Genomic DNA, 25,550 nt, shown 5'->3' with positions numbered 1-25,550 from the left:
ATATTAAAGAATTTGCTTGAAGGATAAATATATTTGTGTAACTAGTTTAGCGTAAAGTTTATAAGGAGGGGTTCTTCTGTTACCTAAAGAGAAAGTTTTAATGGTAGTCCATAATATCGAAGTTGAACGCGGAGGAATGACGTCTGTAATGCTTAATCGCTCTAGAGCATTAGCGGAAAAAGGATATAATGTAAGCCTTGTAACATTAGATGATAACAATAGATATCAGTCTATCTCCGAAGAACTAAGAAAAATAGGGCGATTGTCAGATAAAGTCGGTATTCTAAATGTTTATGATTATTATAAAGATCTTAATACAAGAGGTGGAGTTTCTGATGAACAACTAAGGTATTATGGTGAAGCTTCAGATATTTACGAAAAGGGATACGACATCCAATCGGATGAGTTACAGGCAAAATTTTACGCTAGATACTTTAAAGATGGAGTATATGTCAAATATAAAAAATGGAACAAAGATTTCACATTAAGCCATATAGATTACTTTGACAATCAAAGAAACAGAACATCACGAGAAATATTTAATAAGAAAGGTTATATCGAAAAAATAATATTCTTTAATGTAAATACCAATAAACAGCATCAAGTTATTTTCAAAACAGAAGACGGATTTACTTATTTAAATAAGTGGTTTAATCCTGAGAAAGGGAATCTTCAACAGCAATTTCTATTTACACGTGATACTAACCGTGTTTCTTTGTTTAAAAATAACATAGAATTGCATTCACGTTGGTTGAATGAGATCTGCGAAAAAGAAGAAAGCAAACCGTTTGTAATATGCGATGGCATAGGATCTGCAGATAAAATTTTATCGATGGATAAAGCATTAGCATATAGAATTTACCCTTTGCACACAAACCATTTTCAAGAACCATACACATTCGGAAGTGAGATAAAAGAGAAGCATAGAAAAATATTGACAAATTTGATTGATTTAGACTCATTAGTTGTCTTATCTGAAGATCACAAGATTGATATAACTAATCAATTTGGCAATTTTGGAAATGTTGATGTAATACCGAACTCAATAACTAAAAAAAATCATGACATAGTCAAAGATGACTCTCAAGAAATAGCGATTGTAGCTAGGTACGACAAAATAAAACAAATTGACCATGCCATTAAGGCCTTTGCAAAAGTAGTTAATGAATTCCCTAATGCTAAGTTGAATATATATGGAAATGGCGCTGATGAGGAAAGATTAATAAAATTGATTACACATATGAATCTGCATGCCAATGTATTTATAAAAGGTTACAGCAAGGATGTGTCTTCGGTTTATAATAAATCTCTTGTGACACTTCTAACATCAAAATCCGAAGCATTTGGCCTTGTAATTGCGGAGTCAATGCTTAATCAAACCCCTGTGATTAGTTATGATATTAATTATGGACCAAGAGATATTATAACTAATAATATTGACGGATTTCTTGTCCCTAAAGACAATATAGAAAAACTTGCGGATAAAATTATATTTTCTCTAAAAAATCAGGATGAAATCAAAGAAATGGGATTAAAAGCTAAACGAAATATTGAACTTAAATTTACAAACGAAATCATCTCAAAAAAATGGATTAATTTATTCGAGACATTGAAATCAAAAGATCTTATTGAGTTATAAATTAATAATAAAAAAACGACCTTTAAGGTCGTTTTTATTTTAAAGGAGGAGGTTTATGTCAAATCTTGTAGCTACATTATCAATAACTAACTGGCCGTCTCTTTTAAGTGCATTTGATATCAAGGCTTGGTTTGAAGTTAAAAAAAATCTTATACACGTTTCCTTACTAAAAAAAATCTGTTATTAGATTGTCCTTCTATTAAAGTAGTAATATTAAATCTCTTATAGATTATCATGCGGCAATAGGAGCATTTGTAGCCTATTTAATATGCCGAAAGAAAGAACTGTCACGAAGAAAAAAGATGACTCTACTATTATTTGGCTTTATAGCTGGACTTACGCCAGATTTAACATTATTAACATCAATCTTCTTTTCTATCATTCCTACTGAAGTAAACTATGCAAATAACCTATACATGTTAGGTCATTCTATTTTGGTAACTCCTAGCTTAAGCTTAGGGTTGGCTATCATTGCAAGACGCTTCTTTCATTCTGAACTAACGTTAGGTTTACTATGGATAACGATGTTGTCATCATTAGTTATTGGACACTTGCTAATGGATCTTCTCGATAATGGCTTAAGTTTGTTCTATCCTATTAATGAATCAGCTGATATAATTGGGATATCCTTATTCAGATCCTTTGCTAGTTTAAAAGGATATTCAAAGATTCAAATACAAGAAGAATTATTGAAAGAATACCCTTATGCAGAGATTACTCTCGAACCTGTCAGTGGCAACCCATTTTCAAAAACACAGTGGAACTACGTAGTGAACGCTGAGAATCTAAATGTAGAGGGTGAAGCATCATTTTTTGATGTAAATGAGCTAAAAAACTACAAATTATATTTTTGAAAACTCTGTGAATATTGATCTACTTGAAGAAAATATTCAATATGCATATGTTTATGTCTTTAAGCTCATTCAAAAACTCAGAATTTAGAAGAGTTAGTTGATGAGGAAAAAGATGAGATACTGGACGCGTATTACCCGTTCTAAATGAGAATATGATACTAAATTTATTTATCCAAACAGAGAGAATACTATCGGACAATTATTCTATTTGCGCTTTTAAATCATGCTTTTAATCTTTGCGTGTTTGAAAAGTATTTGCGAACTGGATAATTATCTTTAAAAATTCAATACTAATCTTAAATGTACAACTTGTCATTTTTTTTCTAGGTTGTTGGGTGTGCGGTACCCTTGATCATCCATAGGATTAAAAGAGGGCAAGTTTTTTTATAAAACCTCTTATTTGAATGATTTACTTGGAGTGAAAGTTTTGATTATACCATCTATTACAGGAGATGAAAGAATGGAACATATATCAATTTTAATAGCTGAAGATGAGCAAGAAATCGCTGATCTAATCTCAATCAATTTGGAAAAAGAAGGTTATAAAGTCATGAAAGCTACTGATGGGGAAGAGGCTATCAAAGTTATTCACAAACAACCAGTGGACTTACTCATTTTAGATATTATGATGCCGAAAATAGACGGATATGAAGTCGCCCGCCAAATTCGTAGTGAAGATTATAATATACCAATCATTTTTTTGAGTGCCAAAAACTCTGATTTCGATAAAGTACATGGGTTAGTGATTGGGGCAGATGATTATATGACGAAACCATTTACTCCTATTGAATTGGTTGCTCGGGTAAACGCACAGCTTCGCCGTTTTACTAAATTGAACAAATCTACAAAAAAAGAAGATATCCCTATTCTAGAGTTTGGTGGCTTAATTATTTCTCCAGAACAACGGGAAGTTACACTATATGGTGAAGACATCGATTTAACACCAAAAGAATATGAGATATTACTTTTACTAGCTAGTAATCCCAAGAAAGTATTTAATGTAGAGAACATCTTTCAGCATGTATGGAAAGAAGCCTATTTTGAAGGTGGAAACACAGTTATGGTTCATATACGTACGTTACGCAAGAAGCTCGCAGAAGATAAGAGAAAGAATAAGTTTATTAAAACGGTGTGGGGAGTAGGGTATGCATTCAATGGTTAAAATCTTACAAAGTTTTCGTTTGAAAATGATTGTATTATTTTACTTTAGTATGCTTGTATCTACTCTCATATCTTTTTTGTTCTTTAAGTTATTTCAGGCACTTTATCGGACGATGGTTAATCTTGGAAATGACTTACTTCTTCCGTTGTATTCATTTATAACAGAAATTGGTGAAATTACTTTTTTTCTAGTAATATTTATTCCACTTTCAATATTCTTTTTCTTTTTATTTACTAAACCTTATGAGAATCATTTAAATGAGATTTCGAAAGGAATTCATTATCTTGCCCGAGGTGATTTTGCACATCGTGTAGAAATTTATTCAAACGATGAGTTTAGGGTAATCGCGCAGGATATTAATTTGGCAAGTAATAAATTAAAAGAAGCGACAGAGAGAGGGGATTTAACTGAAAGCAGTAAGGATCAATTAGTCGTAAATTTGGCTCATGATTTGCGTACACCGCTGACTTCTGTATTAGGTTATTTAGACCTGATCATTAATGACAAACATTTAACTGATGAGCAGAGGAAACATTTTTTAACCATTGCTTTTACAAAATCTCAGCGATTAGAGAAACTCATTGATGAATTATTCGAAATTACACAAATGAACTATGGTATGTTAACAATTGATAACACACAGGTTAACCTAAGTGAATTATTGATACAGCTAAATGAAGAAATGTATCCCGTCTTTGAGAAAAATTATTTGGCTGCTAGATTAGATATTTCACCCAATTTACAAATTATAGGTGATGGTGAATTGTTAGCACGTGTGTTTGAAAACCTTTTAACTAATGCAAATCGATATGGATATGATGGGAAATATGTAGATATTAACGGGTTCGTTAATAGTGGAGATGTTGTAATTCAGATTGTAAACTATGGAGATCATATTCCTGCAGATGAGTTACCATATCTTTTTGATATGTTTTATACAGGTGATAAAGCTCGAACGCATAAAAAAGATAGCACCGGTCTAGGCTTATTCATTGCAAAGAATATTGTGGAGCAACATAATGGAACGATTAGTGTTGAAAGTAGCTTGGAACGAACGCTATTCGAAGTACGCTTGCCACGGGTAGATATATCAACAGATGAGGTGTGAAAAATAAGCATAAATGTTTAAGAAAAATTTAAAATTTACCCTACTCTTCTTTTAAATAGTTTCTCCTATGATATATGTAAGTTAGATCAAGGGGGTACTGAAAATGAAAAAGCTGGGGTTTTTCTTTTTTATAGCATTGTGCTTCGGTATTGCAGTTAATATAGCAGCAGCACCATATTACGAAGATAAAGTAAAAGAACAAAATATTGTTGTAGATGTAAAGAAAGATGAAGAAAAAGCGATAAAAATGAAGAAAATTGAAATTGCCAAAAAACAAATTTTTGAAGGGAATTTATTATTGGTAAACAATGAATATCCTGTTCTTCAAGAGAGTGTAAAATTAGATATTGTCAATTTATACACACACAAAGAACTAACAGATGGATATGGGTTGATGAATACTGAAATATATTTATCAACAGAAGTTGCATACAACTTTTCCGACATGATAGCTGCAGCTAACAAAGAAGGAGTTAGTCATTTTATTATTAGTAGTGGCTATCGGGGATTCGATGAACAGAATAGCTTGTATGAAGAACTGGGCTCTGATTTTGCACTACCTGCAGGTTCCAGCGAGCATAATCTAGGGCTATCCCTTGATGTGGGCTCTACTCAAATGAAGATGAGTGAAGCACCTGAAGGAAAGTGGTTAGAGCAAAATGCATGGAAGTATGGCTTTATCGTACGCTATCCAAAGGATAAAATAGACATAACAGGAATTCAATATGAACCATGGCATATCCGGTATGTTGGTTTGCCTCACAGTGCTATAATGGAAGAAAAAAATCTAGCATTAGAAGAATATATAGATTATTTAAAAGAAGAAAAGAACATCTTTGCGAATGTGAATGGTGATCAATATACAGTTTCATATTATCCTGTTCCTCAAACGAGTGAAATTCAAGTACCTATTGATAAGCAATACGACATTTCAGGTAACAATATAGATGGAGTCATTGTGACGGTGTATGAAAAAATGTAATATTTAGTGGAAATCAGTTACACAATTATATATAAAGGCTAATGTGAAAAATAGCGATATTAAAATGAATGTGGACATAAGTTGTGTAGAATAGCAATTTATGTCCACTTGCGTTGATATAAGACTAATACAGGTGCTAATAATAAAAAGCATGAAAGAGATTCAAAAGTGCATAAGTAATAATTGGAACTAAAAGATTGTTATAACGAATAGCAAGATAATCATACCCTAATCTCCCGAATACATAGATATATACACGTCTATACCTAGCATTCGTGTCACATTTTCTACTTTAAAAACCTATGAAGCCTTATCATACTCATCATACTGTTCATGTGAAAATAGCAACAAAGTTTACGAAAAGAGTCTTTAATGAGATTATCTTCTAAATCCACCCTCTGAATGGATAATTTGACCTGTAATCCATGCAGCTTCTTCGCTTACGAGAAATTTTATCGTCTTGGCAACATCTGTAGGTTCACCTATTCTTCCGAAAGGAAATGATGGTTTTAGGTCATTCCTAATATTTTCTGTCATCCATCCAGTATCCGTAGGCCCTGGATTAACAGCGTTTACTGTTATTCCTAAGGGGGCGAGTTCTGCTGAGAGAGTAATCGTCAGTGCGTCAACTCCACCTTTCGTCGTTGCATAAGCCAATTCACCAGGCATAGGCCCTTGAAATTGCCCTGAAGTCAAGTTGACAATTCTTCCACCAAATTGTTTATTAAACCTTTGTGCAAACTGAATACTCAATAAAGTTGTCGCGCGAATATTGATCTTATAATGTTGATCTAGCTCTTTTGTGGTTAAATTAGCAAACGTGTTATTCGTAGAGTATGTAGCATTATTAATTAAAATATTGGGATACCCAAGTCGCTCAACGACTCGATTTAAGAGTAGCTCAGGGGCATCAGGATTTGATAGGTCCAATTCCATACAAGACACATCAATACCTTTTTGTTGTAGCTCTTCCTTTAGTTTCATTGGTTCATCTAATTCCATGCTCCAAGGCATGCTTTTATCGTAATCTGTCCAATAAGTGAAAAATATATGGCATCCTGTTTCGGCTAATTCTCTACAAATTGCTGCTCCTATTCCTTTAAGCCTACTTGCTCCTGTTATAATAGCAATCTTGCCCTTTAAGTCATGCATAGATATGTCCTCCTTACGAAAAATAATGATCTAGTTATGCCGGTAGATAGATAACTAAACAATGTTTTGCAGACTGCTTAGATAGGTAGTCATACATGATTATTGGTATAATTTATCTAGGTTGAACTGTATAACTTCGTTAACCCCTGTATAAATTTAGCAAATAAAAAAGAATTTCACAATAATTTAGTTAAACAAAGCAGTATGAACTGTATGTGAAAGGAATGAAAACAATATGAATATTAGACTTGCAGAAACAACAGATATTGAACAATTAATTAAGATGAGATGGGATTTTACATTAGAAGATGATGAAAATGGAAAAATACAAGATAGTGAATATAGTAAGTTTCACACAGAGTGTGAGTCCTTTTTAATAAAGTCATTAGCAAGTGATGAGTGGTTTATTTGGGTTGTAGAAATTGAAGGGAAAATCGTTTCACATATATATACAGAACTTGTACAAAAAGTACCTAGACCAGGGAGAGTAACTTATCCATTTGCATTTATGACCAATGTATACACTGTTCCAGGCTATAGAGGAACAGGTATAGGAAGTAAACTATTATCAACGATTAATAAGTGGGCAAAAGAACAAAAATATGAGTTTATTATTGTTTGGCCAAGTGACCAAAGTGTAGATTATTATAGCAGAAATGAATTTGAGCATTGTAAGGGAGCAATGATGAATATGATTAACTAAGACATTGTAAATATGGTGCAAAACCATTTTCTAGACAGATAACTTGGTACTGATTGATATATACATATACACCTTATCTTGTTTTAAACTCTGGCTATTCATTTTAGCCTTATATAGCTTTTCATAAAATTAAGCTGTTTTCACATAGATTGTTATTTTCCGTACTAAAAAATACAACTAGATTTCGTAGCACCTTTTCTTTATAGAGCGATGACTTTTATGTAAAATGACATCTTTATCTTCTAGTGTAGTAACAATAAAAAAGAAAGGGTGGAACTATGTATCCACCCTACAATGTTCTGTGATCCTTAATATAGTCATTTTGTGAAAGATAAAATATTGTACCGTGTTCATCGCTTACTTGTGACACAGAGATTTCCATTTTTTGTAGCATTAAGTGGACGATAGACAGTCCAACTTTTGCACCTTTATGCTGAGATTCAGCATTCATACCGGGACCCTTGTCTTTAATGATGAGCATGTCTTTTCCTTGTTGATTTATGATGCTAATTCCTACATACTTACCTGCTTGTGCATGGCGGTATACATTTTGTAGTAAATTATCAAGTATGCGTGTAAACCATTGTTTATCAACAACCCATTGTACTTGCTGCTCAGGTAAATTTACTTCGATTACAAAACCTTCTTTTTCAAAGATCGGATACCATGAAGCGACCGAAGAACGAACGATACGTAATATATCAATCTTCTCTGGATTGTATGGGTATTTATTAGACGAAATGAGCGTGAACGAGAGGAGATTATCAATTAATTGACTAAGGTAATCTATTTTATCATTAATGATCGTAATAGATTGTTCACCTTCTGTACTGAGCTCTTCTTTATTCAATGAATGTGTATGACCTCTAATTGTAGTAAGTGGTGTCCGTAAATCGTGAGATAGGTTTGCAATTAATTGTTTTCGCAGTTGTTCTTCTTCTTTTTCTTTTTCTCGACTTTGTTTCAGTTGGTAAATCATTTGATTGAATGCTTCTTCTAGTTGAGCAATTTCATCTTTTTTTTGAATGAGTATTGGTTCAGGGATACCATCTGCTGTTTGATGCGTCATCACCTGTTGTAGTGAGATAAGTCGTTTGCGAATACTTCTGAAAAAAAGCCATGATACAACAATAAAACCGATCATTAAAATGATTACTGCAAGATAAATAATGTATTCAAATTGATCTCTGTTCTTTTCCCACTCAGTTAACATGAGGTCTCTTTGAATTTGAAATATGATAAATCCTTCTGTAGTGGATTCACCGATAAATGCAATGATCGTAAACGGGTCTTTATCATACGTTTGCTTAATAAATGCTATACTATTTGAGGCTGACCATTGATTTTGAATGTCCACATCAATAGGTTTTGTCAGCCTGGTTTTTCCTGTTCCATCAACCCAAAACATCGTAGCATCGGGGTATAGTTTGCTTAACTCGTGTAAGCGGGTGTCAATTGTTTCATCGGAAGCACCAGCAAGTTTAGCTGCTTCTTCATGCCACATATTTTCAAGATTTATACTGTTTGTATAAATGGTCTCATCATTATCAAGTGTACTTGTAAAAGGTAAATTAATGAGAATGATCGTTAAAGGAAAAGCGAAAGGTACGAGCATGATTGCCAAACAAATAATAATGATGTATTTAGCTTGAAGTGAATGACGAAATTTCATTGCTTTATCCTATATCCAATTCCACGGATTGTTTCTATAACCACTGGCTCACTTGGGTTCTGTTCAATCTTTTCTCGAATATAGCGGATATGTACCATTAACGTCTTATCTCCTTCTATATATTGCTCGCCCCAAACCGCTTCAAAGATTTGTTCCTTTGTTAAAATTTGATTTAGATTGTCCAATAAATAAAAGAATATTTTATGCTGTTTTCCTGTCAAAATGATTTCATCATTATTACAAGTATTGATAATACGTGACTCATTAATAAATACATCAAGGTGATGAAGCTTAACCATTTGCTGTGAAGCTTTTCCAAATCTACGAAGTAATACTTCGACTCTAGCATGCAACTCATCAATATGAAAAGGCTTTGTCACATAATCATCTGCAAAAGATAATCCTTGGAGCTTATCTTCTACAGCAGTTCTTGCTGACAACATCATAATTGGCGTATCAGGAAACTTCATTTTTAAACGCTGTCCGACAGTAAATCCATCGAGCCCAGGTAGCATAACATCTGAAATAACAAGATCAATTTGTTCTTCGTAATTTATTGCCTCATCCCCTGATTTCACCCAAGTGATGTCATATCCACACTCTTTCAAGCATGCTGATACCCAAGTGCCGATTTCTAAATCATCTTCTATGTATAGAATTTTTTTAGCCATACAATTGCTCTCCTAATTTACCTTAGTCTATTTTAGTTTTAGCCCACAGAGAATCTACGAATTAGGTGGGATAGAGTCTCAACCTAGTTCGTAGATGATCAAATTTAATTGAACTACTATACTCTTATTGATAGGCTCTTTTCGTAAACTTTGTTGCTATTGACCCCAATAGAACTGCAATAAGTCATCTTATACGGTTGTAATCGTATTGCAAAAGAAAAGATACCATGAATTCTAGACGTCAACTTTGTTTATATCATAGTATGTAAAACAACGATTGATGCGAAAACAGCCTATTAAATTAATTTTATTTTATCATACATATTCTTACAAGAAGTTAGTGTTTATGAGATTCATTGACAAATAATAAACAAAAGTCTATTGTTAAGACAAATGTTGTTATTTTGGAATGTGGGGTGTATTTTCATGAATGAAAAAGAAAAATATATTTTACATTTGATAAGTAAAAACCCTTATATCTCGCAAAATGAGCTAGCAGAAACGATGAAGTTGTCTAGGTCAGCAATAGCAGGCTATATTTCATCATTGACAAAACAAGGAAAAATTCTTGGAAGAGCGTATGTTTTACCAGAAGCGTCTCGAATAACATGTATAGGTGGAGCAAATGTAGATCGTAAAGCACAATCACAAGAGAGCATACAGTACGGCTCGTCTAATCCAGTTTCCGTTACACAATCTAGTGGTGGTGTAGCAAGAAACATTGCAGAAAATATCGGGCGAATTGGCAGTGCTGTCTCACTTGTATCGGTCGTCGGTGATGATCAAGAAGGTGAATGGTTGATTGGATCAACAAACTTATACGTTGATACAAGTCAAGTTATGAAGCTTCCAAAGATGAACACAGGAACATATACAGCTGTATTAGATCAAGAAGGTGAAATGGTTATCGCCCTTGCTGACATGGCAATATATGATTCAATCAATGATAGTTTTATTGAAAAACGTTGGAGTCACATCACGTCCTCATCGATTGTCTTACTAGACACTAATTTACCTAGTCATTTAATACGAAAAATCATTGAACGATGTCGCCAAGATAACATTAAGCTTTGCGTTGCTCCTGTTTCCGCTCCAAAGATGAAAAAGCTTCCTAATGTTCTTGGTGGAGTTACTTGGCTTATCTGTAATCAACAAGAAGCGATGACATTAGTTGGAGAGTGTAGAAATGATCGTGTTTTGTGTGAAAAAATTCAGCAGCTAGGTGTAGAGAATGTCATTATTACACGTGGCGAAAGAGGAATTATCTACCAAACAAATGATAGCGCTTACGGAGAAATTACTGCACCTACTATAGATGCGATAGATGTTACTGGCGCAGGGGATGCGTTTGTAGCTGGCTTTCTATATGCAATGAATAAAGGAGAAAATTTTAGGAAGTCATGTAAATACGGAATGACCTGTTCAATGCTTACTTTGCAAACGCAAGAAACGGTTAACAACCAATTGCATGAGCAGTTATTGGTGAAAACATATCAACAATATTTTGAGGAGGATAAGTAAATGAATTTACAAGATGTGCTAGTGTATTCAGAGGAAGTGACAAAGGCAATAGAAGAAAAAAAGCCGGTTGTAGCATTAGAATCAACAATCATTTCGCACGGTATGCCTTACCCGCAAAATGTAGAAACCGCAAAAGAAGTAGAAGCATTAATTCGAGATAACGGTGCTGTACCTGCTACAATTGCCATATTAGATGGAAAAATAAAAATTGGATTAAATAATGAAGAGCTTGAGCTATTAGCTACGAGTAAGGAAATAGAAAAAGTAAGTAGAAGAGATTTACCGTATATCGTTGCAATGAAAAAGCACGGCGCAACAACGGTGGCAGCTACTATGATTTGTGCTCATCTTGCAGGCATTAAAGTATTTGCCACAGGTGGGATCGGTGGTGTTCACCGTGGGGCAGAGCAGACGATGGATATATCAGCTGACCTTCAAGAGCTTGCTCAAACAAATGTAGCAGTCGTATGTGCGGGTGCCAAGTCAATATTAGATTTAGGACTAACGTTAGAATATCTAGAAACAAACGGTGTTCCAGTTATAGGTCATGGCACAAAAGCATTACCAGCATTTTACTCAAGAACGAGTCAATTTGAAGTAGATTATCAAATAGATTCACCGAAGGAAATAGCTAATTTAATTCAGACGAAGTGGGAGCTGGGATTACAAGGTGGTCTCGTCATTGCTAATCCGATCCCGACTGAAGATGAATTAGATGAAGTGTATATTACATCAATCATTGACAAAGCGCTCGTTGAAGCAGAAGAGAATGGAATTTCAGGAAAAGACGCAACACCTTTTTTACTAGACAAAGTGAAAGCATTAACAGATGGAAGAAGCTTGATAGCAAACATTGCCTTAGTAAAAAATAATGCAATTGTCGCTGCTAAAATAGCAGCAAATCTATAGAGATGGGTTACCCTCACGTCTAAATAATAAGTTCAAACAGCACCGGAATCTGGTGCTGTTTGACTTTGATTTTACTTAATAAAACACTTCTTCCTATTTTGAAGCTATGAAAGAATAGGCTCATTTAATAGGTACTATAGCTTTCTCCTCGTTAATATTTCTTTCCAGTAATACCACGCTCTTTTATATGCATCAAAATCGTCTGGATGATGTTTGATGCATGCTGCTATTCTGAGGTATAAGACAATAAGTACATCCTTATATGAAAAGCAACCACGATCATCAGTTGTTAAATGCAGCATAGCTGAATCTATCGTCTCTACTGTTAACTCTACTGGAGAGGAACAAAAAGCATAAATTAAATCATAGTAGCTTCTTCCTAAAACCGGTGCTGGATCAATGACTCCCTTTAATTCTGCCAAGTCAAAAATAAAGTTGTGCATACCACAATCACCGTGAAGTAAGTACGGGTGAGTCGAAGTAGATGATTCAGGAATTAAATTAAGAACAAAATCATATTCAGCACTGCCTAAATAAGGGGCTATGTGAGTGTTCGCACGAGTGATTTCACTCTTAAGAAAGTCTCTCCATGATTCTGCTGGTTCATCTGCCCATCCCCAATTTTCCTTTGAAGTGACTGTTTGATAATTATTTATTAGCTCTAACACAAGTGTGATAAGTAAGTCTTTTTTACTTTTCAGTGTATAGTTTGTAGCGCCAGGAATAAAAGAATAAACGATGTATTTATACGATGGCTCTACAAAAATAAGGTTAGGTATTAAACTGATATTCTTATAATAATTAAGATATTCAGCCTCTGACTTCACAATATTAGTTTCATTAATTTTAATAACATAATGAGAGTTATCCACATTTTTTATTAGGTATAGTTCACTAACAGTACCACCAGTTAATGGTTTATATTCTGGTTTTGATGGGATAATATTATGTTCTATTAATTGGTTAATTATTTTTGTTACACTCATATTTCTCAACCCTTCAAAAAAATTAAGGCTATATGTCTTTTTACATTCGTTCCTCATATAATCTAAAGTTGTATATTTTAAAGCTCATCTATTTTTGTATAGGATATTTTTCATCTAGACGAGGTTCATGTTTTTTTATATATTCGTCTAACTTTCCTTGAGTAGTCTTATTTTTTGTCCAAGCACTTAATGTGTCTCTATCGTTTACGTATTCCATTAACGGAATAGCAAAACCACAACTAGTTTGAACAGATTCTATATTCACGACAAAAATTTGTCTAGCTGATTCGGGTGGGATATGAGCATAATAATTGTCCATCCATGTAAAATATTCATCAGTATATTTTTTTATAACTTCGCCGTATCCATATGCTCTTAAAATGAGGGGCTTTTGTTCAAAACTACACCACATAAATGTAATCCTCGAATTATCGAGTAAATGATTTGCTGTTTCGTTGCCACTGCCTGCAAAATCCACATAAGAAATAGTATGGTTATTGATGACTTTTATGGAGTCGTACCCTTTTGGTGACAAATTAATTCTTCCATCACCCGTTGGGGCAGTGGCAATGAAAAAGATGTGTTGATCTTGTATGAAGTGTATTTGTTCTTCAGTTAACTCCCTAAATTGTTTTCCCATCTAAATTCTCCTCCTGTTTATAAAATGTAAAGAACTTCAGTCAAAAAGAAGAAGGTCTTCAAAGGTTTTCCAATAGTTGAAGGTATGTGATCAGTGATGAAGTAATGTTAATCATCCTATATTTTGCTAAATGAATTACCGTAATTGTAAGAACTTACAGTATAATATGTCAACTTATTACTTACATCATATTTTTATGAGCATCTCCTAATTAGAACCATTGATGACTTATTTTTAAAAAGTATAAATTGGTAAAAAATTCAATTTGTTGTTACAAAATAACTAGTTGTTAAATTTTATGAAATAAATAGAAAGTAGTATTAAAAATTTGTAATTAATGGCGATATAGTAAGGATAGGAATAATTAATAAATGAGGAGAAAGTTGGCGAAGCAATGTATAAAGTTGTAAGTAGTACATCTCAATTAGATTTGTTTAACAACATTAAGCAATCGTGTTGGCAAGAAAAAGGATTTGAAATGGAACATAATCAACACTCCGATAAATTTTTATTAATAGCTGATAATGGAGAAGCAGGGGGGACTGTTGAATTTTCACCATCTGCATACATGAGCGAATTTACAAGTGAAATATTTAAAGACGTTATTAAAGAGGACATGAAAGTCTTTGAAATTGACGGTTATGCCGTTTTACCTCATTATCGAGGTGTGTTAGGAATGAATGGAATTAGGTTGGCTGTTCAATATGCAGAAAGATATAAATACACACATGCTATTGCCTTATGTGATCCCAAAGTTTATCAATATATTGATAAAGTTTACAAGTGTGATATTAAACAAGTAAGTGATAAATTTTTCTATAAAGGAGCAGATGTAATACCTGCAATAATGGATGCAGTAGTTGTTTATGAAAATAAAAACACGTTCAATTGGTGGAAGGAAATGGTCGAAATAAAAGATGTAGTTTCAGTTTAAACAACAGAGAAGGGAAGTAGTTTTTTGCATGGAAAGTAATATGAAATTAATGAATGAAAGAAATAACATAGTCATGATTATTTTTGCTGCAATGGTTACGTTAACTCAAATATTTAACATATTAATAGGTGTGCCTTTAAATGTAGTATTACCTTTATTAGGGTTTATATATTTAGTTTTAGGACCAGTTTATTTCATTTCCAACCGATCTAAATTAAAGAAATATGTGAATATATTTAAATACTTTAATATCCTTCTAGCAGGCACTTTCATGATCATGTTACTTGTCTTAGATCCTCATATTGTAAATATCATGTTCTTATTTGTTTTAATGACTATAGTGGGAATATATCAAGAAAGAAATATAAACATTGTAGTTTTTATTATTACATTCGTAGTTGTGTTATTAAATCTTGAACAATCTATAGCTGAGATCACGCAACAAGATACAGCATATATTTTAATGTCATTTTTATTTGTTTTCGTTGCAAATGCTGTACAGACGAGATTTAATAATAAATTACGGGAAGAAAATGAAGAACAGAAGGCCGAAGCGATCAAATCTAAAGATAACCTTACACACATTTTAGCTAATATCCATTCCTCAATTGTTTCAGTTAAAGAGTATCAAGAGAATTTAAATACTGAAACAAACGATGCAGGTCAACGGTCTGAGGAAATGATGGCTTCAATTGAAAGTATGGTAATTGCTTATGGTGAACAAGCAAGCCTTACAGAGGAATTGTATAGTGAAATGGAATCAACAAATGTACAAATAGAAAATATTACTAAATCCGTTGTAGAAATGAATGAATATGTTGAATCTACAAAACAGGCAACAACAGAAAGCGTGAGCAAAGTCGGAGAATTAGAAAAAGATCTTGAAGAATTTAATTGTGACATTGAACTAACCGTTGATTTAATGGAAGATGTAAAAAACACAACACAAATTATTGAAGACACTTTAAGCACAATATCAGATATAGCGGAACAAACGAATTTATTAGCATTAAACGCAGCGATTGAAGCTGCTAGAGCGGGAGAACACGGTAAAGGATTTTCTGTTGTTGCAGAAGAGGTAAGAAAGCTCGCTGAGTCTTCAAAAGAGTCATCTGAATCAATTGGTGAACATCTTTTAGCTTTTCGAGAGAAAATTAACAAAGCATCGCACACGATAACTGGATCTCAGGAATCCATTAAGAAGAATCGACAAGGAATGAATCATGTAAGAATGATATCTTCAAATGTAAATTCTTACATGGAAAGTTTCCATGATAAAACGATACATTTGCAAGAATTTATAATGGGTGTTCAATCGATGATGCAAGAGGTAGGTTCAAAAGTTGAAGTTAACACAAATATCACTCAGAAGAACACAAATAGTATTGCTGATGTCAAAGAATTAGTCATTAACCAACAACAAAGTATTTCTAGATTGTCAGATGGTTTTTCTAACCTAGGAAAGAAGATTGTTGCATTAGATTCATGAAAGGCTTAATAATGATACGCATGTTTTATAACAGTTAATAGTATAAGAATATATTGGTAATTTTAGTAGTGTATGTTAATATACAAATAAATCTACTTGGAGAAAGGATTCGGTTCTGTTTATGCCAACATCTACTTTGTAATGGACCAACAAATTTGATAGTGCTTCTTTGAAATAGTATATATTTTCTTAGGAGAAGTCTGTCTTTTTATCCCATTACAAAGGAACGGAACGAATATGTGTAGTATGCAATATTCTAAGTTCTCTCGCTGTCGGGGGAACTTTTTTATATGCAATAATTAAGAAATTGGTCATGCTACAAAATATATCCGAGTAGTTGTTTCGTTTCTTTATCTTGTGAAGAGGTGAAGAAAATGAACGTAAAACACTTTTATTGGAATTTAATTAATATGGAAGATGTGATACAAGAGCAACGCTATTGTTCAAATTGTGGTAGAGTCGTTCTCTATTACGATACATTAATTAGACGCCATAATGCGAATGGAAAAAATATTTATCGATATGCGATTTATAAGTGTGAAAAAAACCATACGTGGAATAAAAAGCTTGAAGCTTATAAAAGCTATACCGATCACATTAGGTTGAATGAAGCTGTCCCAACTGATGACGAAGTTAATACCCCAATTTGTTATAAATCGTTAGTAGTTAATGAGATAGCATGTGTTCAAATATCAATAATTCATGTGATTGGTGATTTTCGAATAGATAAAGTGTTAGCTGATCGCTTAAGTAATATTAGTAGAAACGAAATTGTAAAAAAGTTGCAGGACAGTTTAATAACTGTTAATAAACAACATGTTAAGCCAAGTACAAGAATACGTAGTGGAGATAACATTGTTCTATTAATAACTAACACTGAGCATGATGTTTAAGCCGTAGTTTTTATATAGGGATGGGCCGAGAAATTTCTCGGTCTTTTTTTGTTTACTAGTATTAATCATCATGATATGTCTACATCTTAAGTGTAAATATACAGACACTGTTACCCTAAAGGAGTTATTTTACAACTGATGAATTTCTAAATATTCTTCTTACTCTTTCTGTACATAGCTGCTCGCTAACCTTGAAGTCTTCTATAAGTGTATCGATGATTGTTGAGCTTTTGAGATTATATGCCATTATCATATGGTATGGAATTGCTGCATATAAAGTGAAATGTTGGGCATCACGCTCTTGTAAGTCTCTAAATGTTGGAGGCATCATTTGTAATTGCCAGCCGTAATGTCGAAGAATATGACAGAGCTCGTGAAAAAATTGTTCTCTCTGCTGTAAAGCTTGTACTCTTGAATCAACAGTAATGGATTTAAACTTGCCGTTCTCATAAGAATAGCTCGGTATGGGCCTTCGGAAAAAATAAATATTATTGATTTGACAAATGGCTTCTTCAAGGATATCTGATGGTTGATGGATGTTCATTTTTTTATACCAAACTGAAACCCATGTTTCTAAAAGTGTTGGTTTATATACTACTTCCACAAATTTCACCTCTTACATAAATTATACAAACATATGTTCTTATTTGCAATCATTTAGTAGTGGAAATAGAATTAAATGGAGTTGACTAAAATATTTGTAAGCTATGATTAGTCGTCCTTATTTACTTTTTTAGCGATTGCTCGCAGGTATTTTAAGTGATCATTTAATGCTTGGGCTTCCTCCTCTGTAATACTCTTTTGATCAAAGAAAAATAAGCTTTCTTTATGATCTTCTTGTTTTACTAGAGCTAATGAAACGGGATTGTCTGCTCGTCCTAACAAGTAATCTGTTGATACATTGAAAAAATCTGCAAGGTCCTTGATTGTTTCCGCATCAGGCTTGCGATCACCAGATTCATAACGGGAGAGCTGGACATTAGATACTCCGATCGCATGAGCAACCTCCTTTTGTGAAAATCCCTGACTTAGCCGTAACGATCTGATCCGTTCCCCTAATACCTTCATCGAATATTCTCCTCTACAGTTATTTATGATTATATTTTAGCATTTACCAATTCGGTAAGTAAGTATAATTACCTAAATGGTAAAAAGATGTGGACAATTACCTTTTAGGTAAGTTAATATGATATTATCACAAAAATATGACATATTCATAAGTGGAAGAAATATTTTTTGCCAATATGGCAATTTATTTAAGGAAGGTAGGTGAATCCCGTTACACCTTAAGTAGTGGGGATGATAAATGCGATTGAAAGAAATAGATATCACAGATTCAACGTTTGAAACTAATGTAAATGAACAACAGGCACCTTATGTTGTTATTGTAAGTAACGGGAAAGCAAAGATCTCTCAATTACCTAGTTACGGTGAAACAAAGATTATTACTCATCAAAACGAAGTGACAAGAGTTAAGTTTGATGAAGGTGAAGAGTTTTAACAGAGAAAAATAAATCACGTTCTACCAGTCGACTGGAGGACACCAAGCTTTGGATATCATATCTGAGGTTTGGTGTCCTTTCTTATAAACTTAGTAACTAAAAAATGATGAATTGAGGTGATTTGGTAAAGATTCAACTAAGCTATAAAAAATCATTGTGAAAATTGTAGGTGGTTGTCAAAAGAGTATCTTAGTCCGTTTGATTGGTAAGTAATTAAAAACATTAATAGGAACATGGACTGCCATTACAGTACCATCGTCACGTAGCCTAAGATTCCAAAAGTTAGTCAAAACAAAATAGTGAGAATGGAAAAAATGCAAATTGACTTTAGATAGATGGAATAAAAAAATCTTAGAACAAGTTAAGGTTGAGATAGAATATTTTTGCTGAGAAAGGAGAGCTTGTATGGAATGGGTAGGAATTGGATATGTCATCTCATTATTAATAGAAGGTGTAGGTCTAGCAATAGCTATACTCCTAGCAATGATGGTTATTGATTGTATTACAGGCTTACTTGTTGGTCTAATGGATAAAAATCTGAATGGTGCAAATGGTTTTAAAGGATTACTGAAAAAAATGTACGTCCTATTATTAATTAGCGCAGTTTATTTACTGGAAAAAATAGTGTTTAGCACAGGTTACATTGGCGACGGGGTAACAATCGCTTATATTATTATTGAGTTTATTAGTATTACAGAAAACGGTGGTAAACTTGGTGTACCAATTCCCCGACAAATACGTGAAGTAATCAAAGTATTTAATAGTAATGCATCGACGAGAAAATGAAAAACGAGTAAATCATTAAAGGTGTTGATTGGCTAGTAAATAGCCCCCATTAAAAGAGGTGAGGACCGATAAACAGTTGGAATAGACCCGAAAGAAAGGAGATTTGACCGATAAACAGTTGAAACAGACCCGAAACAAAGGAGAATTGACCGATAAACAGTTGAACAGACCCGAAAGAAAGGAGAATTGACCGATAAACAGTTGAAACTGACCCGAAAGAATGGCGAACTGACCGATAAACAGTTGGAATAGACCCGAAAGAAAGGAGAATTGACCGATAAACAGTTGGAATAGACCCGAAAGAAAGGAGAATTGACCGATAAACAGTTGGAATAGACCCGAAAGAAAGGAGAATTGACCGATAAACAGTTGGAATAGACCCGAAAGAAAGGAGAATTGACCGATAAACAGTTGGAATAGACCCGAAAGAAAGGAGAATTGACCGATAAACAGTTGAAACAGACCCTAAAGAATGAAGAATTGACCCATTAACAGTATGAAATGGACAATACCAAATAAAAAAGCATAAGCATCAAAAGAAACTTGTTTCTTTTGATGCTTAATTGTGCGTGATTTATTGTTTTTTATCCGGGATTGGATCAATAATCGATGCATCTTCTGAGTTAAGTGACACTCTTAGAAAATAAATATAAACACCTAGAGTTGAGAATAGAATAATTAAGAAACCAATTGTCTTTAGCCAAAGAGCCGCCATGCCCATCCCCCCTTTGTACACTACTATGCTAACGTGTACCAAAACATTCATAGGGCATTGAAGCGTGTAAAAACTTCAATGCCCTAATGAAATAATTCTGTAAGTGGGTTAACGTTTTGTATGAGTGGGGGGAGTAAATTTCTTTTTTGAAGTCGACTATCGCTGTACAATCTTCTCTTCTATAAAACGGTGCTGTGTGACGCATATTGCGGGAGTGTCGATTGACGGAACAGTATGTAGGGAACAAATAGTAAAGCAATAATTCTGATAGCTTTACTATTTGTTTCAAATGAGCTGTTATTATTAAACCTTTCTCAGGTTACCTAATTCTTCAACGATGGCTTGCATTTCATTAGGGCTGAATGAATTTTTTTTCATGACAAGCTCATAAATTTCCTTTAGTTCTTCGTACATTTCCTCGTCAAAATGGGATGACTTAATTGCCCCTAAATTAAGTACATTCAATTTTTCTTTAATTTGTTCAATCATATAATTCACATTATCTACTGATTTTTGAGATAAATTCATCATGTCATCCTTTCCAAAATTACTATTATTATTATTGTAACATGTTTAACATAGGTAGGTAGTTTTAATTGTTTTCTGGCTATAGCAATTGCTCTTTCAAGTAAATACTGTTCGTACTATAGAACTCTTGACATCTTTTTTTTATAAGGCTCTTTTCGTAAACTATGTTTTGCTTTTTACAACGATGACTAACAACATTAAATCACTTTTTATAGAACTAATTAGATAAAAATACCAACAATGTTTACGAAAAAAGCCTTTTACATTAACAATTGAGCAACTGATGTGTATTGTTAAATTTTTAATCTAGCAAAGAAAAGGTACTCCGAATGTTAGTAATATCAAACGCCTCTTCATAATCAAATAACCATTGAAAAATATACCATTATAAATACTATGTAAGGAAGAATAATTTTATATGAGCATTATAAATGAAACAAGAGTGACATTTTAAATTCTATCTTACATATCAAATCAAATTTTGCTTATAATGGAGATGGAAAGATAAAGGAGTTGGAAAACATGATTCGAGTTTTATTTGTATGTTTAGGTAATATTTGTCGCTCGCCTATGGCAGAAGCTGTGTTCAGAGAAATAGTTAACAACCAAGGTCTTGGTGATAAAATAACAATAGATTCTGCGGGCACAGGAAATTGGCATATAGGTAAGCCACCTCACGAAGGTACACAAGGGATACTAACAGGTAAGGGGATTCCTTTCGAAGGTATGAAAGCACGGCAAGTTGTTGAAAATGATTTAGAGAATTTTGATTATATTATTGGTATGGATTCTGAAAATATTGGAAACCTCCATAAGATGGCGGGGTACAATAAAACAGGTTATATTGGAAGACTTCTTGACCTTGTTCCTGAAAGTGATATAGATGATGTGCCAGACCCATACTTTACAGGGAATTTTGAAGAAGTATATGATTTAGTCGTCAAAGGCTGTGAGAATTTACTGCAGATGATAAAAAATAAACATAATATTTGAATGGTGTTATAAAAGGGAGAGGTGAGCATGTCAGCAAATAATTTGTTCAAAGGGATGATGGCAGGCGCTTTTGTAGGTGGAGCAATTGCAATGCTAAACAAGGAAACAAGGAAAGAAGTTGTTACACAAGGAAGAAAAGCAGTGCATACTACGGGAGAATTTCTAAAAGATCCTGCAACATTAGCAGTGAAAATTAAAGATCAAATACATACAGTGAGAACAACGATTGAAGAAATAGAAGAAGATGTATCGTTTGTTACGACTAAAGCCCATGAATTAAAACAATCAACTCCTCAAATGATAGAGGTAGTGAAGGATACGAAAGAGAAAGTTTTTAACGATAAGGAAGGATAAGTGGGTGTTCTAAATGGAGACTAAGCGGAGAATGAGTGTCGTCTTCTTTGTTAAGGAGCTTTTTAGGCGGTTTAATGATGATGATATTGTAGGTTTGTCTGCTGAGTTGGCCTATTTTTTCTTGCTTTCATTGTTTCCTTTTTTAATTTTTTTAGTGACCTTACTTGCTTATTTACCTGTTTCACAAGAGGATGTTATGGAAGTATTTCAACAATTTGCTCCAGGTGAAACACTCGAAATGATTGAAGCGAATTTAAAGCTTATCGTCGGTTCACAAAATAGCACACTTCTTTCATTTGGAATTATTGGGACGATATGGACAGCGTCGATAGGGATGAATGCGGTAGTGAGAGCTTTTAACCGTGCGTATGAAGTGAACGAAAGTAGATCACCTCTCGTAGCTAGAGGTGTGTCGATCTTATTAACATTTGCTATGATTTTTGTAATTGTTGTTGCGTTATTACTTCCTGTATTTGGACAAAAAATTGGCTTGTTTATTTCGTCATCATTTGGCTTTTCGATAGAATTTATGAATGCATGGAATGCGGTAAGGTGGATTCTGAGTTCTATTATCTTATTGGTTGTATTTTCATTTCTTTATTTCATTGCACCTAATAAACGCTTGAAAATGAAGGAAGTTACAACCGGGGCTATTTTTGCGACGGTTGGGTGGATTATCGTCTCTGTAGCTTTTTCTTACTACGTTGAAAGTTTTGGAAATTATAGTTCCACGTATGGTAGTCTCGGCGGTATTATTGTATTAATGATATGGTTCTACCTAACTGGGATGACTATTATCGTGGGTGGAGAAATTAATGCGATCATTAATTGTCGTAGAATTGATTGTGATGAGTAATGTTATTGCTTTCTTCTATAATTTACTATTATGCTTAGGGAAAAACTAGCCATATTAATTGATGATAAGTTTCTTATCATTATGAGCTAGGAGGATGAAGCAATGACGAAAAAAACGAAAAAAGATGGAGATACAAAGCAGAAAAATCAACAAGCTGGATCAAACCCTAAACATAAAACAAGCAGCAGTGCTAATGGCACAAACGGTTATCATTAACGAGAAAAGCGGAAGTATCTTGTTGATTCTCGACAAACAGTGGAGCAAATGCATCTGATTTTTTTATGCCATCGGATGTATTTACTAAGTGGTTCTGCAGCGACAAAAAAGAAAAGCAAAAGGGTCTTGAATATACAACGTCAAGGCCCTTTTGCGTTTGTTACGCCTTTAGCAGTCGTAGGCCGTTTAAGATAACTAATATTGTGCTTCCTTCGTGCCCAATTACACCAAGTGGTAAATTAACAACTTGGAGGAAGTTTGACAGGATTAATAGGGAAATGACCGCGATTGAAAAGATGATATTGTGCTTTACGATACGATTCATTTTTTGTGATAGCTTGATTGTTTCCGCAATTTTTGACAGGTCGTTTTTCATGAGAACGACGTCTGCTGTTTCTAATGCGACATCTGTCCCTTCTCCCATAGCTACACCAACGTTTGCTGTAGCTAACGCAGGTGCGTCGTTGATTCCATCACCAACCATCGCTACATTGTTATATTTGCTTTTAAGTTGCTTTAAGTGTTCAACTTTTGCTTCTGGTAGACACTCGGCGATATAGTGATTTACCTGACATTCTTCTGCAATGGCCTTTGCCGTTTGTTCTCCATCTCCTGTTAACATAATCGTTTGAATACCAAGTGCTTTAAGGCTTTGAATTGCTTTAATCGATTCCTCACGAACAGCGTCCTTTAGTGCAATAATTGCAGCGATTCCGTTAGAGTCAGCTATAAAAACGACTGTATTGCCTTCGTCAGCCAATTGATTGGCAATTCCACCGTGGAACTGTTCTGCTAATTCGCTGCCGACGAAGTCAGCTTTACCTATTTTCCACATTTGGTTATTGTACACACCTTGTACTCCCCAACCAGCAACATCCTCTAAGCTATCAGGTTGACTAAGCGTACATTTATAGGTGCTTTTTGCGTAAGATACAATGGCTTGAGCTAGTGGGTGGCTAGAATGACTTTCCAATGAAGCAGCTGCTGTAATGACATCTTCATGAAATAGACCATCTCGCACGAGAACTTTTGTCACAGTAGGTTTACCTCTCGTAAGTGTTCCTGTTTTATCAAAAGCAATTGCCTTAACCTCACTAAGTTTTTCTAAGTGAACACCACCCTTGAATAAAATACCCTTCTTTGCACCATTTGAAATGGCAGATAATGTAGCTGGCATAATCGATGCAACGAGTGCACATGGCGAAGCCACAACTAATAAGATCATTGCTCTATAAAATGTTTCAGTCCAGCTCCAATTAAATAAATAATGGGGTGCGAACATCATGATTAATACAGTAATTAACACAATTTTTACATAAGTTCCTTCATATTTTTCAATAAAAAGCTGAGAAGGAGATTTTTCACTTTGTGCTGATTGAACAAGTCGAATGATTTTCTGAAATAAAGTATCTTCACTATGTTTGGTCATTTTTACAAGGATGGCACCACGTAAGTTGACTGTCCCAGCAAATACTTCGTCCCCGATATCCTTCGAAACAGGGATCGATTCGCCAGTGATGGTCGCTTGATCAATGGACGTTTGCCCTTTTAGAACCTCTCCGTCAATGGGTATTCTATCACCAGGCTTAATTAAAATCGTATCACCAATTTGTAATTCTGAGATATGAACAGTTTTTTCTGAATCACCCACTAGTAAGATCGCTTCTTCAGGCTGTAAATCCATTAACGACGAAATCTCACGATTACTTCTGTTCATCGTATATGTTTCTAATGCGCCACTAAGAGAGAATATGAAAATTAATACTGCGCCCTCCCACCAATAGCCAATTGAAGCTGATCCGATAGCAGCAAAGACCATGAGCATTTCAACATTCAACTCGCGGTTTTTAATAGTTTCTTCTATTCCCTCTTTAGCTTTCGCAAAACCACCAATAAGAAACGCTAATATATATAAGGAAACTGAGAATGTTGGCATACTGAGTGTATCCATTAACCATGCAAGAAAAATGAGTACACCGGAGCTTAAAGCTGCAATTAATTCTATATGTGTTTGCAGTTTGTTAATAAATGTTTCAGTATGATCAGTTTTACAATTGATGTAAGTTGATTGGGTATTATCTTTTATTACTGCCTTTTCACTTGTTTCCATAAAATCTCTCCTCCTAATTAATCTAATTGAGAAAAGTAATCAAAATCAATATCCCAATAAAATGACGAAAGCTGCCATCTTATAGGGATAGCAGCACTCTTTATAATAATTTTAATTAAATATTTATTATATTTCTTATTTAATACTCTACCATACTATATGCATTAAGGAAAGA

The 25,550-nt window shown here is 33.9% G+C and carries 25 protein-coding genes and 1 pseudogene; 16 read left to right on the top strand and 10 right to left on the bottom strand.

The window, feature by feature from the left end; translation table 11 throughout:
• The first annotated feature begins 100 nt into the window (after nucleotides 1-100).
• The 5 genes from JM172_RS03560 to vanY all read left to right on the top strand — a co-directional run bounded on the left by JM172_RS03560 (nucleotide 101) and on the right by vanY (nucleotide 5,745).
• Nucleotides 101-1,639 carry a glycosyltransferase gene (locus tag JM172_RS03560; protein ID WP_214480692.1) on the top strand — a complete coding sequence of 513 codons (1,539 nt, stop codon included), beginning with the start codon at nucleotides 101-103 and terminating at the stop codon, nucleotides 1,637-1,639.
• Nucleotides 1,640-1,851: 212 nt separating this feature from the next.
• Complete coding sequence (locus JM172_RS03555) at nucleotides 1,852-2,493, top strand: metal-dependent hydrolase (protein ID WP_214480732.1); 642 nt, start codon at nucleotides 1,852-1,854, stop codon at nucleotides 2,491-2,493.
• Between the two features lie 460 nt (nucleotides 2,494-2,953).
• A complete protein-coding gene (locus JM172_RS03550) occupies nucleotides 2,954-3,655 on the top strand; it encodes a response regulator transcription factor (RefSeq protein WP_214480731.1) in 702 nt (233 codons plus the stop codon).
• Nucleotides 3,648-4,763 (top strand): sensor histidine kinase, encoded by a 1,116-nt coding sequence (locus JM172_RS03545; RefSeq protein WP_214480691.1) that lies wholly within the window; start codon nucleotides 3,648-3,650, stop codon nucleotides 4,761-4,763. The genes JM172_RS03550 and JM172_RS03545 overlap by 8 nt, the downstream gene beginning before the upstream one ends.
• Nucleotides 4,764-4,866: 103 nt before the next feature.
• Complete coding sequence (gene vanY / locus JM172_RS03540; RefSeq protein WP_214480690.1) at nucleotides 4,867-5,745, top strand: VanY-A/VanY-F/VanY-M family D-Ala-D-Ala carboxypeptidase; 879 nt, start codon at nucleotides 4,867-4,869, stop codon at nucleotides 5,743-5,745.
• Nucleotides 5,746-6,123: 378 nt separating this feature from the next.
• Here the strand turns inward: vanY and JM172_RS03535 are convergent, their stop codons facing one another.
• Nucleotides 6,124-6,897, bottom strand: a complete 774-nt coding sequence (locus tag JM172_RS03535) for an SDR family oxidoreductase (RefSeq protein ID WP_214480689.1) — start codon at nucleotides 6,895-6,897, stop codon at nucleotides 6,124-6,126.
• A 235-nt stretch (nucleotides 6,898-7,132) separates the two neighbouring features.
• On the opposite strand from JM172_RS03535, the gene JM172_RS03530 reads away from it, so the two are divergent.
• Nucleotides 7,133-7,600, top strand: a complete 468-nt coding sequence (locus JM172_RS03530) for a GNAT family N-acetyltransferase (RefSeq protein ID WP_214480688.1) — start codon at nucleotides 7,133-7,135, stop codon at nucleotides 7,598-7,600.
• A gap of 289 nt (nucleotides 7,601-7,889) precedes the next feature.
• Here JM172_RS03530 and JM172_RS03525 read toward each other — a convergent pair whose 3' ends face one another.
• On the bottom strand, nucleotides 7,890-9,272 hold the full coding sequence (locus JM172_RS03525) for a HAMP domain-containing sensor histidine kinase (protein WP_214480687.1): 1,383 nt from the start codon (nucleotides 9,270-9,272) through the stop codon (nucleotides 7,890-7,892).
• Nucleotides 9,269-9,943 carry a response regulator transcription factor gene (locus JM172_RS03520; protein WP_214480686.1) on the bottom strand — a complete coding sequence of 225 codons (675 nt, stop codon included), beginning with the start codon at nucleotides 9,941-9,943 and terminating at the stop codon, nucleotides 9,269-9,271. The genes JM172_RS03525 and JM172_RS03520 overlap by 4 nt, the downstream gene beginning before the upstream one ends.
• A 426-nt stretch (nucleotides 9,944-10,369) precedes the next feature.
• On the opposite strand from JM172_RS03520, the gene JM172_RS03515 reads away from it, so the two are divergent.
• A complete protein-coding gene (locus JM172_RS03515; protein WP_214480685.1) occupies nucleotides 10,370-11,464 on the top strand; it encodes a carbohydrate kinase in 1,095 nt (364 codons plus the stop codon).
• A complete protein-coding gene (locus tag JM172_RS03510) occupies nucleotides 11,465-12,373 on the top strand; it encodes a pseudouridine-5'-phosphate glycosidase (protein WP_214480684.1) in 909 nt (302 codons plus the stop codon).
• 134 nt (nucleotides 12,374-12,507) lie between these two features.
• On the opposite strand, the gene JM172_RS03505 is transcribed toward JM172_RS03510, so the two are convergent.
• Both JM172_RS03505 and JM172_RS03500 read right to left on the bottom strand, forming a co-directional pair.
• Entirely contained in the window at nucleotides 12,508-13,359 is an 852-nt protein-coding gene (locus tag JM172_RS03505) for a phosphotransferase (RefSeq protein WP_214480683.1), read from the bottom strand.
• Between the two features lie 88 nt (nucleotides 13,360-13,447).
• Nucleotides 13,448-13,999, bottom strand: a complete 552-nt coding sequence (locus tag JM172_RS03500; protein ID WP_214480682.1) for a pyridoxamine 5'-phosphate oxidase family protein — start codon at nucleotides 13,997-13,999, stop codon at nucleotides 13,448-13,450.
• Nucleotides 14,000-14,393: 394 nt separating this feature from the next.
• On the opposite strand from JM172_RS03500, the gene JM172_RS03495 reads away from it, so the two are divergent.
• From JM172_RS03495 to JM172_RS03485, 3 genes and pseudogenes are all read left to right on the top strand, one after another.
• On the top strand, nucleotides 14,394-14,933 hold the full coding sequence (locus JM172_RS03495; RefSeq protein WP_214480681.1) for a GNAT family N-acetyltransferase: 540 nt from the start codon (nucleotides 14,394-14,396) through the stop codon (nucleotides 14,931-14,933).
• A gap of 952 nt (nucleotides 14,934-15,885) precedes the next feature.
• A pseudogene (locus tag JM172_RS25595) lies at nucleotides 15,886-16,422 on the top strand (methyl-accepting chemotaxis protein); the annotation flags it as partial.
• Between the two features lie 374 nt (nucleotides 16,423-16,796).
• Nucleotides 16,797-17,315 (top strand): RNA-binding S4 domain-containing protein, encoded by a 519-nt coding sequence (locus JM172_RS03485; RefSeq protein WP_214480679.1) that lies wholly within the window; start codon nucleotides 16,797-16,799, stop codon nucleotides 17,313-17,315.
• 124 nt (nucleotides 17,316-17,439) lie between these two features.
• On the opposite strand, the gene JM172_RS03480 is transcribed toward JM172_RS03485, so the two are convergent.
• Together JM172_RS03480 and JM172_RS03475 are read right to left on the bottom strand one after the other, a co-directional pair.
• The gene (locus tag JM172_RS03480) at nucleotides 17,440-17,919 is read right to left on the bottom strand and encodes an ImmA/IrrE family metallo-endopeptidase (protein ID WP_214480678.1); all 480 of its coding nucleotides are present in this window, start codon (nucleotides 17,917-17,919) and stop codon (nucleotides 17,440-17,442) included.
• Between the two features lie 107 nt (nucleotides 17,920-18,026).
• Nucleotides 18,027-18,383 (bottom strand): helix-turn-helix domain-containing protein, encoded by a 357-nt coding sequence (locus JM172_RS03475; RefSeq protein ID WP_214480677.1) that lies wholly within the window; start codon nucleotides 18,381-18,383, stop codon nucleotides 18,027-18,029.
• Between the two features lie 238 nt (nucleotides 18,384-18,621).
• Between JM172_RS03475 and JM172_RS03470 the strand changes: the two genes are divergently transcribed.
• Both JM172_RS03470 and JM172_RS03465 read left to right on the top strand, forming a co-directional pair.
• Nucleotides 18,622-18,816 (top strand): XtrA/YqaO family protein, encoded by a 195-nt coding sequence (locus JM172_RS03470; protein ID WP_214480676.1) that lies wholly within the window; start codon nucleotides 18,622-18,624, stop codon nucleotides 18,814-18,816.
• A gap of 406 nt (nucleotides 18,817-19,222) precedes the next feature.
• The gene (locus JM172_RS03465; RefSeq protein ID WP_214480675.1) at nucleotides 19,223-19,603 is read left to right on the top strand and encodes a phage holin family protein; all 381 of its coding nucleotides are present in this window, start codon (nucleotides 19,223-19,225) and stop codon (nucleotides 19,601-19,603) included.
• 574 nt (nucleotides 19,604-20,177) lie between these two features.
• Here the strand turns inward: JM172_RS03465 and JM172_RS03460 are convergent.
• Together JM172_RS03460 and JM172_RS03455 are read right to left on the bottom strand one after the other, a co-directional pair.
• Complete coding sequence (locus JM172_RS03460; protein ID WP_214480674.1) at nucleotides 20,178-20,318, bottom strand: hypothetical protein; 141 nt, start codon at nucleotides 20,316-20,318, stop codon at nucleotides 20,178-20,180.
• A gap of 303 nt (nucleotides 20,319-20,621) precedes the next feature.
• On the bottom strand, nucleotides 20,622-20,846 hold the full coding sequence (locus JM172_RS03455) for a DUF1128 domain-containing protein (RefSeq protein WP_214480673.1): 225 nt from the start codon (nucleotides 20,844-20,846) through the stop codon (nucleotides 20,622-20,624).
• Between the two features lie 522 nt (nucleotides 20,847-21,368).
• Between JM172_RS03455 and JM172_RS03450 the strand changes: the two genes are divergently transcribed.
• The 3 genes from JM172_RS03450 to JM172_RS03440 are packed head-to-tail and all read left to right on the top strand — an operon-like array spanning nucleotide 21,369 to nucleotide 23,049.
• Nucleotides 21,369-21,839, top strand: coding sequence for a low molecular weight protein-tyrosine-phosphatase (locus JM172_RS03450; protein WP_214480672.1), 471 nt, complete (start codon nucleotides 21,369-21,371; stop codon nucleotides 21,837-21,839).
• 27 nt (nucleotides 21,840-21,866) lie between these two features.
• Nucleotides 21,867-22,193 carry a YtxH domain-containing protein gene (locus JM172_RS03445; RefSeq protein ID WP_214480671.1) on the top strand — a complete coding sequence of 109 codons (327 nt, stop codon included), beginning with the start codon at nucleotides 21,867-21,869 and terminating at the stop codon, nucleotides 22,191-22,193.
• A 13-nt stretch (nucleotides 22,194-22,206) separates the two neighbouring features.
• Nucleotides 22,207-23,049 carry a YihY/virulence factor BrkB family protein gene (locus JM172_RS03440; protein WP_250886487.1) on the top strand — a complete coding sequence of 281 codons (843 nt, stop codon included), beginning with the start codon at nucleotides 22,207-22,209 and terminating at the stop codon, nucleotides 23,047-23,049.
• Nucleotides 23,050-23,425: 376 nt separating this feature from the next.
• Here JM172_RS03440 and JM172_RS03435 read toward each other — a convergent pair whose 3' ends face one another.
• The gene (locus JM172_RS03435) at nucleotides 23,426-25,375 is read right to left on the bottom strand and encodes a heavy metal translocating P-type ATPase (RefSeq protein WP_214480670.1); all 1,950 of its coding nucleotides are present in this window, start codon (nucleotides 25,373-25,375) and stop codon (nucleotides 23,426-23,428) included.
• Nucleotides 25,376-25,550: the final 175 nt, after the last annotated feature.

The organism is Bacillus sp. SM2101 (genome assembly GCF_018588585.1).
GTDB classification, from domain to species: Bacteria; Bacillota; Bacilli; order Bacillales; family SM2101; genus Nanhaiella; species Nanhaiella sioensis.
The sequence above is the reverse complement of the archived record's forward strand: the minus strand, read 5'-3'. Positions and strand labels throughout refer to the sequence as shown.

Coding starts and splice junctions, on each gene's coding strand:
- JM172_RS03525 (WP_214480687.1), bottom strand. CDS start 9,272: ATGAAATTTCGTCATTCACTTCAAGCTAAATACATCATTATTATTTGT.
- JM172_RS03500 (WP_214480682.1), bottom strand. CDS start 13,999: ATGGGAAAACAATTTAGGGAGTTAACTGAAGAACAAATACACTTCATA.
- JM172_RS03455 (WP_214480673.1), bottom strand. CDS start 20,846: ATGAATTTATCTCAAAAATCAGTAGATAATGTGAATTATATGATTGAA.
- JM172_RS03535 (WP_214480689.1), bottom strand. CDS start 6,897: ATGCATGACTTAAAGGGCAAGATTGCTATTATAACAGGAGCAAGTAGG.
- JM172_RS03475 (WP_214480677.1), bottom strand. CDS start 18,383: ATGAAGGTATTAGGGGAACGGATCAGATCGTTACGGCTAAGTCAGGGA.
- JM172_RS03450 (WP_214480672.1), top strand. CDS start 21,369: ATGATTCGAGTTTTATTTGTATGTTTAGGTAATATTTGTCGCTCGCCT.
- vanY (WP_214480690.1), top strand. CDS start 4,867: ATGAAAAAGCTGGGGTTTTTCTTTTTTATAGCATTGTGCTTCGGTATT.
- JM172_RS03515 (WP_214480685.1), top strand. CDS start 10,370: ATGAATGAAAAAGAAAAATATATTTTACATTTGATAAGTAAAAACCCT.
- JM172_RS03485 (WP_214480679.1), top strand. CDS start 16,797: ATGAACGTAAAACACTTTTATTGGAATTTAATTAATATGGAAGATGTG.
- JM172_RS03460 (WP_214480674.1), bottom strand. CDS start 20,318: ATGGCGGCTCTTTGGCTAAAGACAATTGGTTTCTTAATTATTCTATTC.
- JM172_RS03445 (WP_214480671.1), top strand. CDS start 21,867: ATGTCAGCAAATAATTTGTTCAAAGGGATGATGGCAGGCGCTTTTGTA.
- JM172_RS03505 (WP_214480683.1), bottom strand. CDS start 13,359: ATGAGTGTAACAAAAATAATTAACCAATTAATAGAACATAATATTATC.
- JM172_RS03510 (WP_214480684.1), top strand. CDS start 11,465: ATGAATTTACAAGATGTGCTAGTGTATTCAGAGGAAGTGACAAAGGCA.
- JM172_RS03495 (WP_214480681.1), top strand. CDS start 14,394: ATGTATAAAGTTGTAAGTAGTACATCTCAATTAGATTTGTTTAACAAC.
- JM172_RS03530 (WP_214480688.1), top strand. CDS start 7,133: ATGAATATTAGACTTGCAGAAACAACAGATATTGAACAATTAATTAAG.
- JM172_RS03560 (WP_214480692.1), top strand. CDS start 101: ATGGTAGTCCATAATATCGAAGTTGAACGCGGAGGAATGACGTCTGTA.
- JM172_RS03435 (WP_214480670.1), bottom strand. CDS start 25,375: ATGGAAACAAGTGAAAAGGCAGTAATAAAAGATAATACCCAATCAACT.
- JM172_RS03545 (WP_214480691.1), top strand. CDS start 3,648: ATGGTTAAAATCTTACAAAGTTTTCGTTTGAAAATGATTGTATTATTT.
- JM172_RS03520 (WP_214480686.1), bottom strand. CDS start 9,943: ATGGCTAAAAAAATTCTATACATAGAAGATGATTTAGAAATCGGCACT.
- JM172_RS03440 (WP_250886487.1), top strand. CDS start 22,207: ATGGAGACTAAGCGGAGAATGAGTGTCGTCTTCTTTGTTAAGGAGCTT.
- JM172_RS03550 (WP_214480731.1), top strand. CDS start 2,954: ATGGAACATATATCAATTTTAATAGCTGAAGATGAGCAAGAAATCGCT.
- JM172_RS03465 (WP_214480675.1), top strand. CDS start 19,223: ATGGAATGGGTAGGAATTGGATATGTCATCTCATTATTAATAGAAGGT.
- JM172_RS03470 (WP_214480676.1), top strand. CDS start 18,622: ATGCGATTGAAAGAAATAGATATCACAGATTCAACGTTTGAAACTAAT.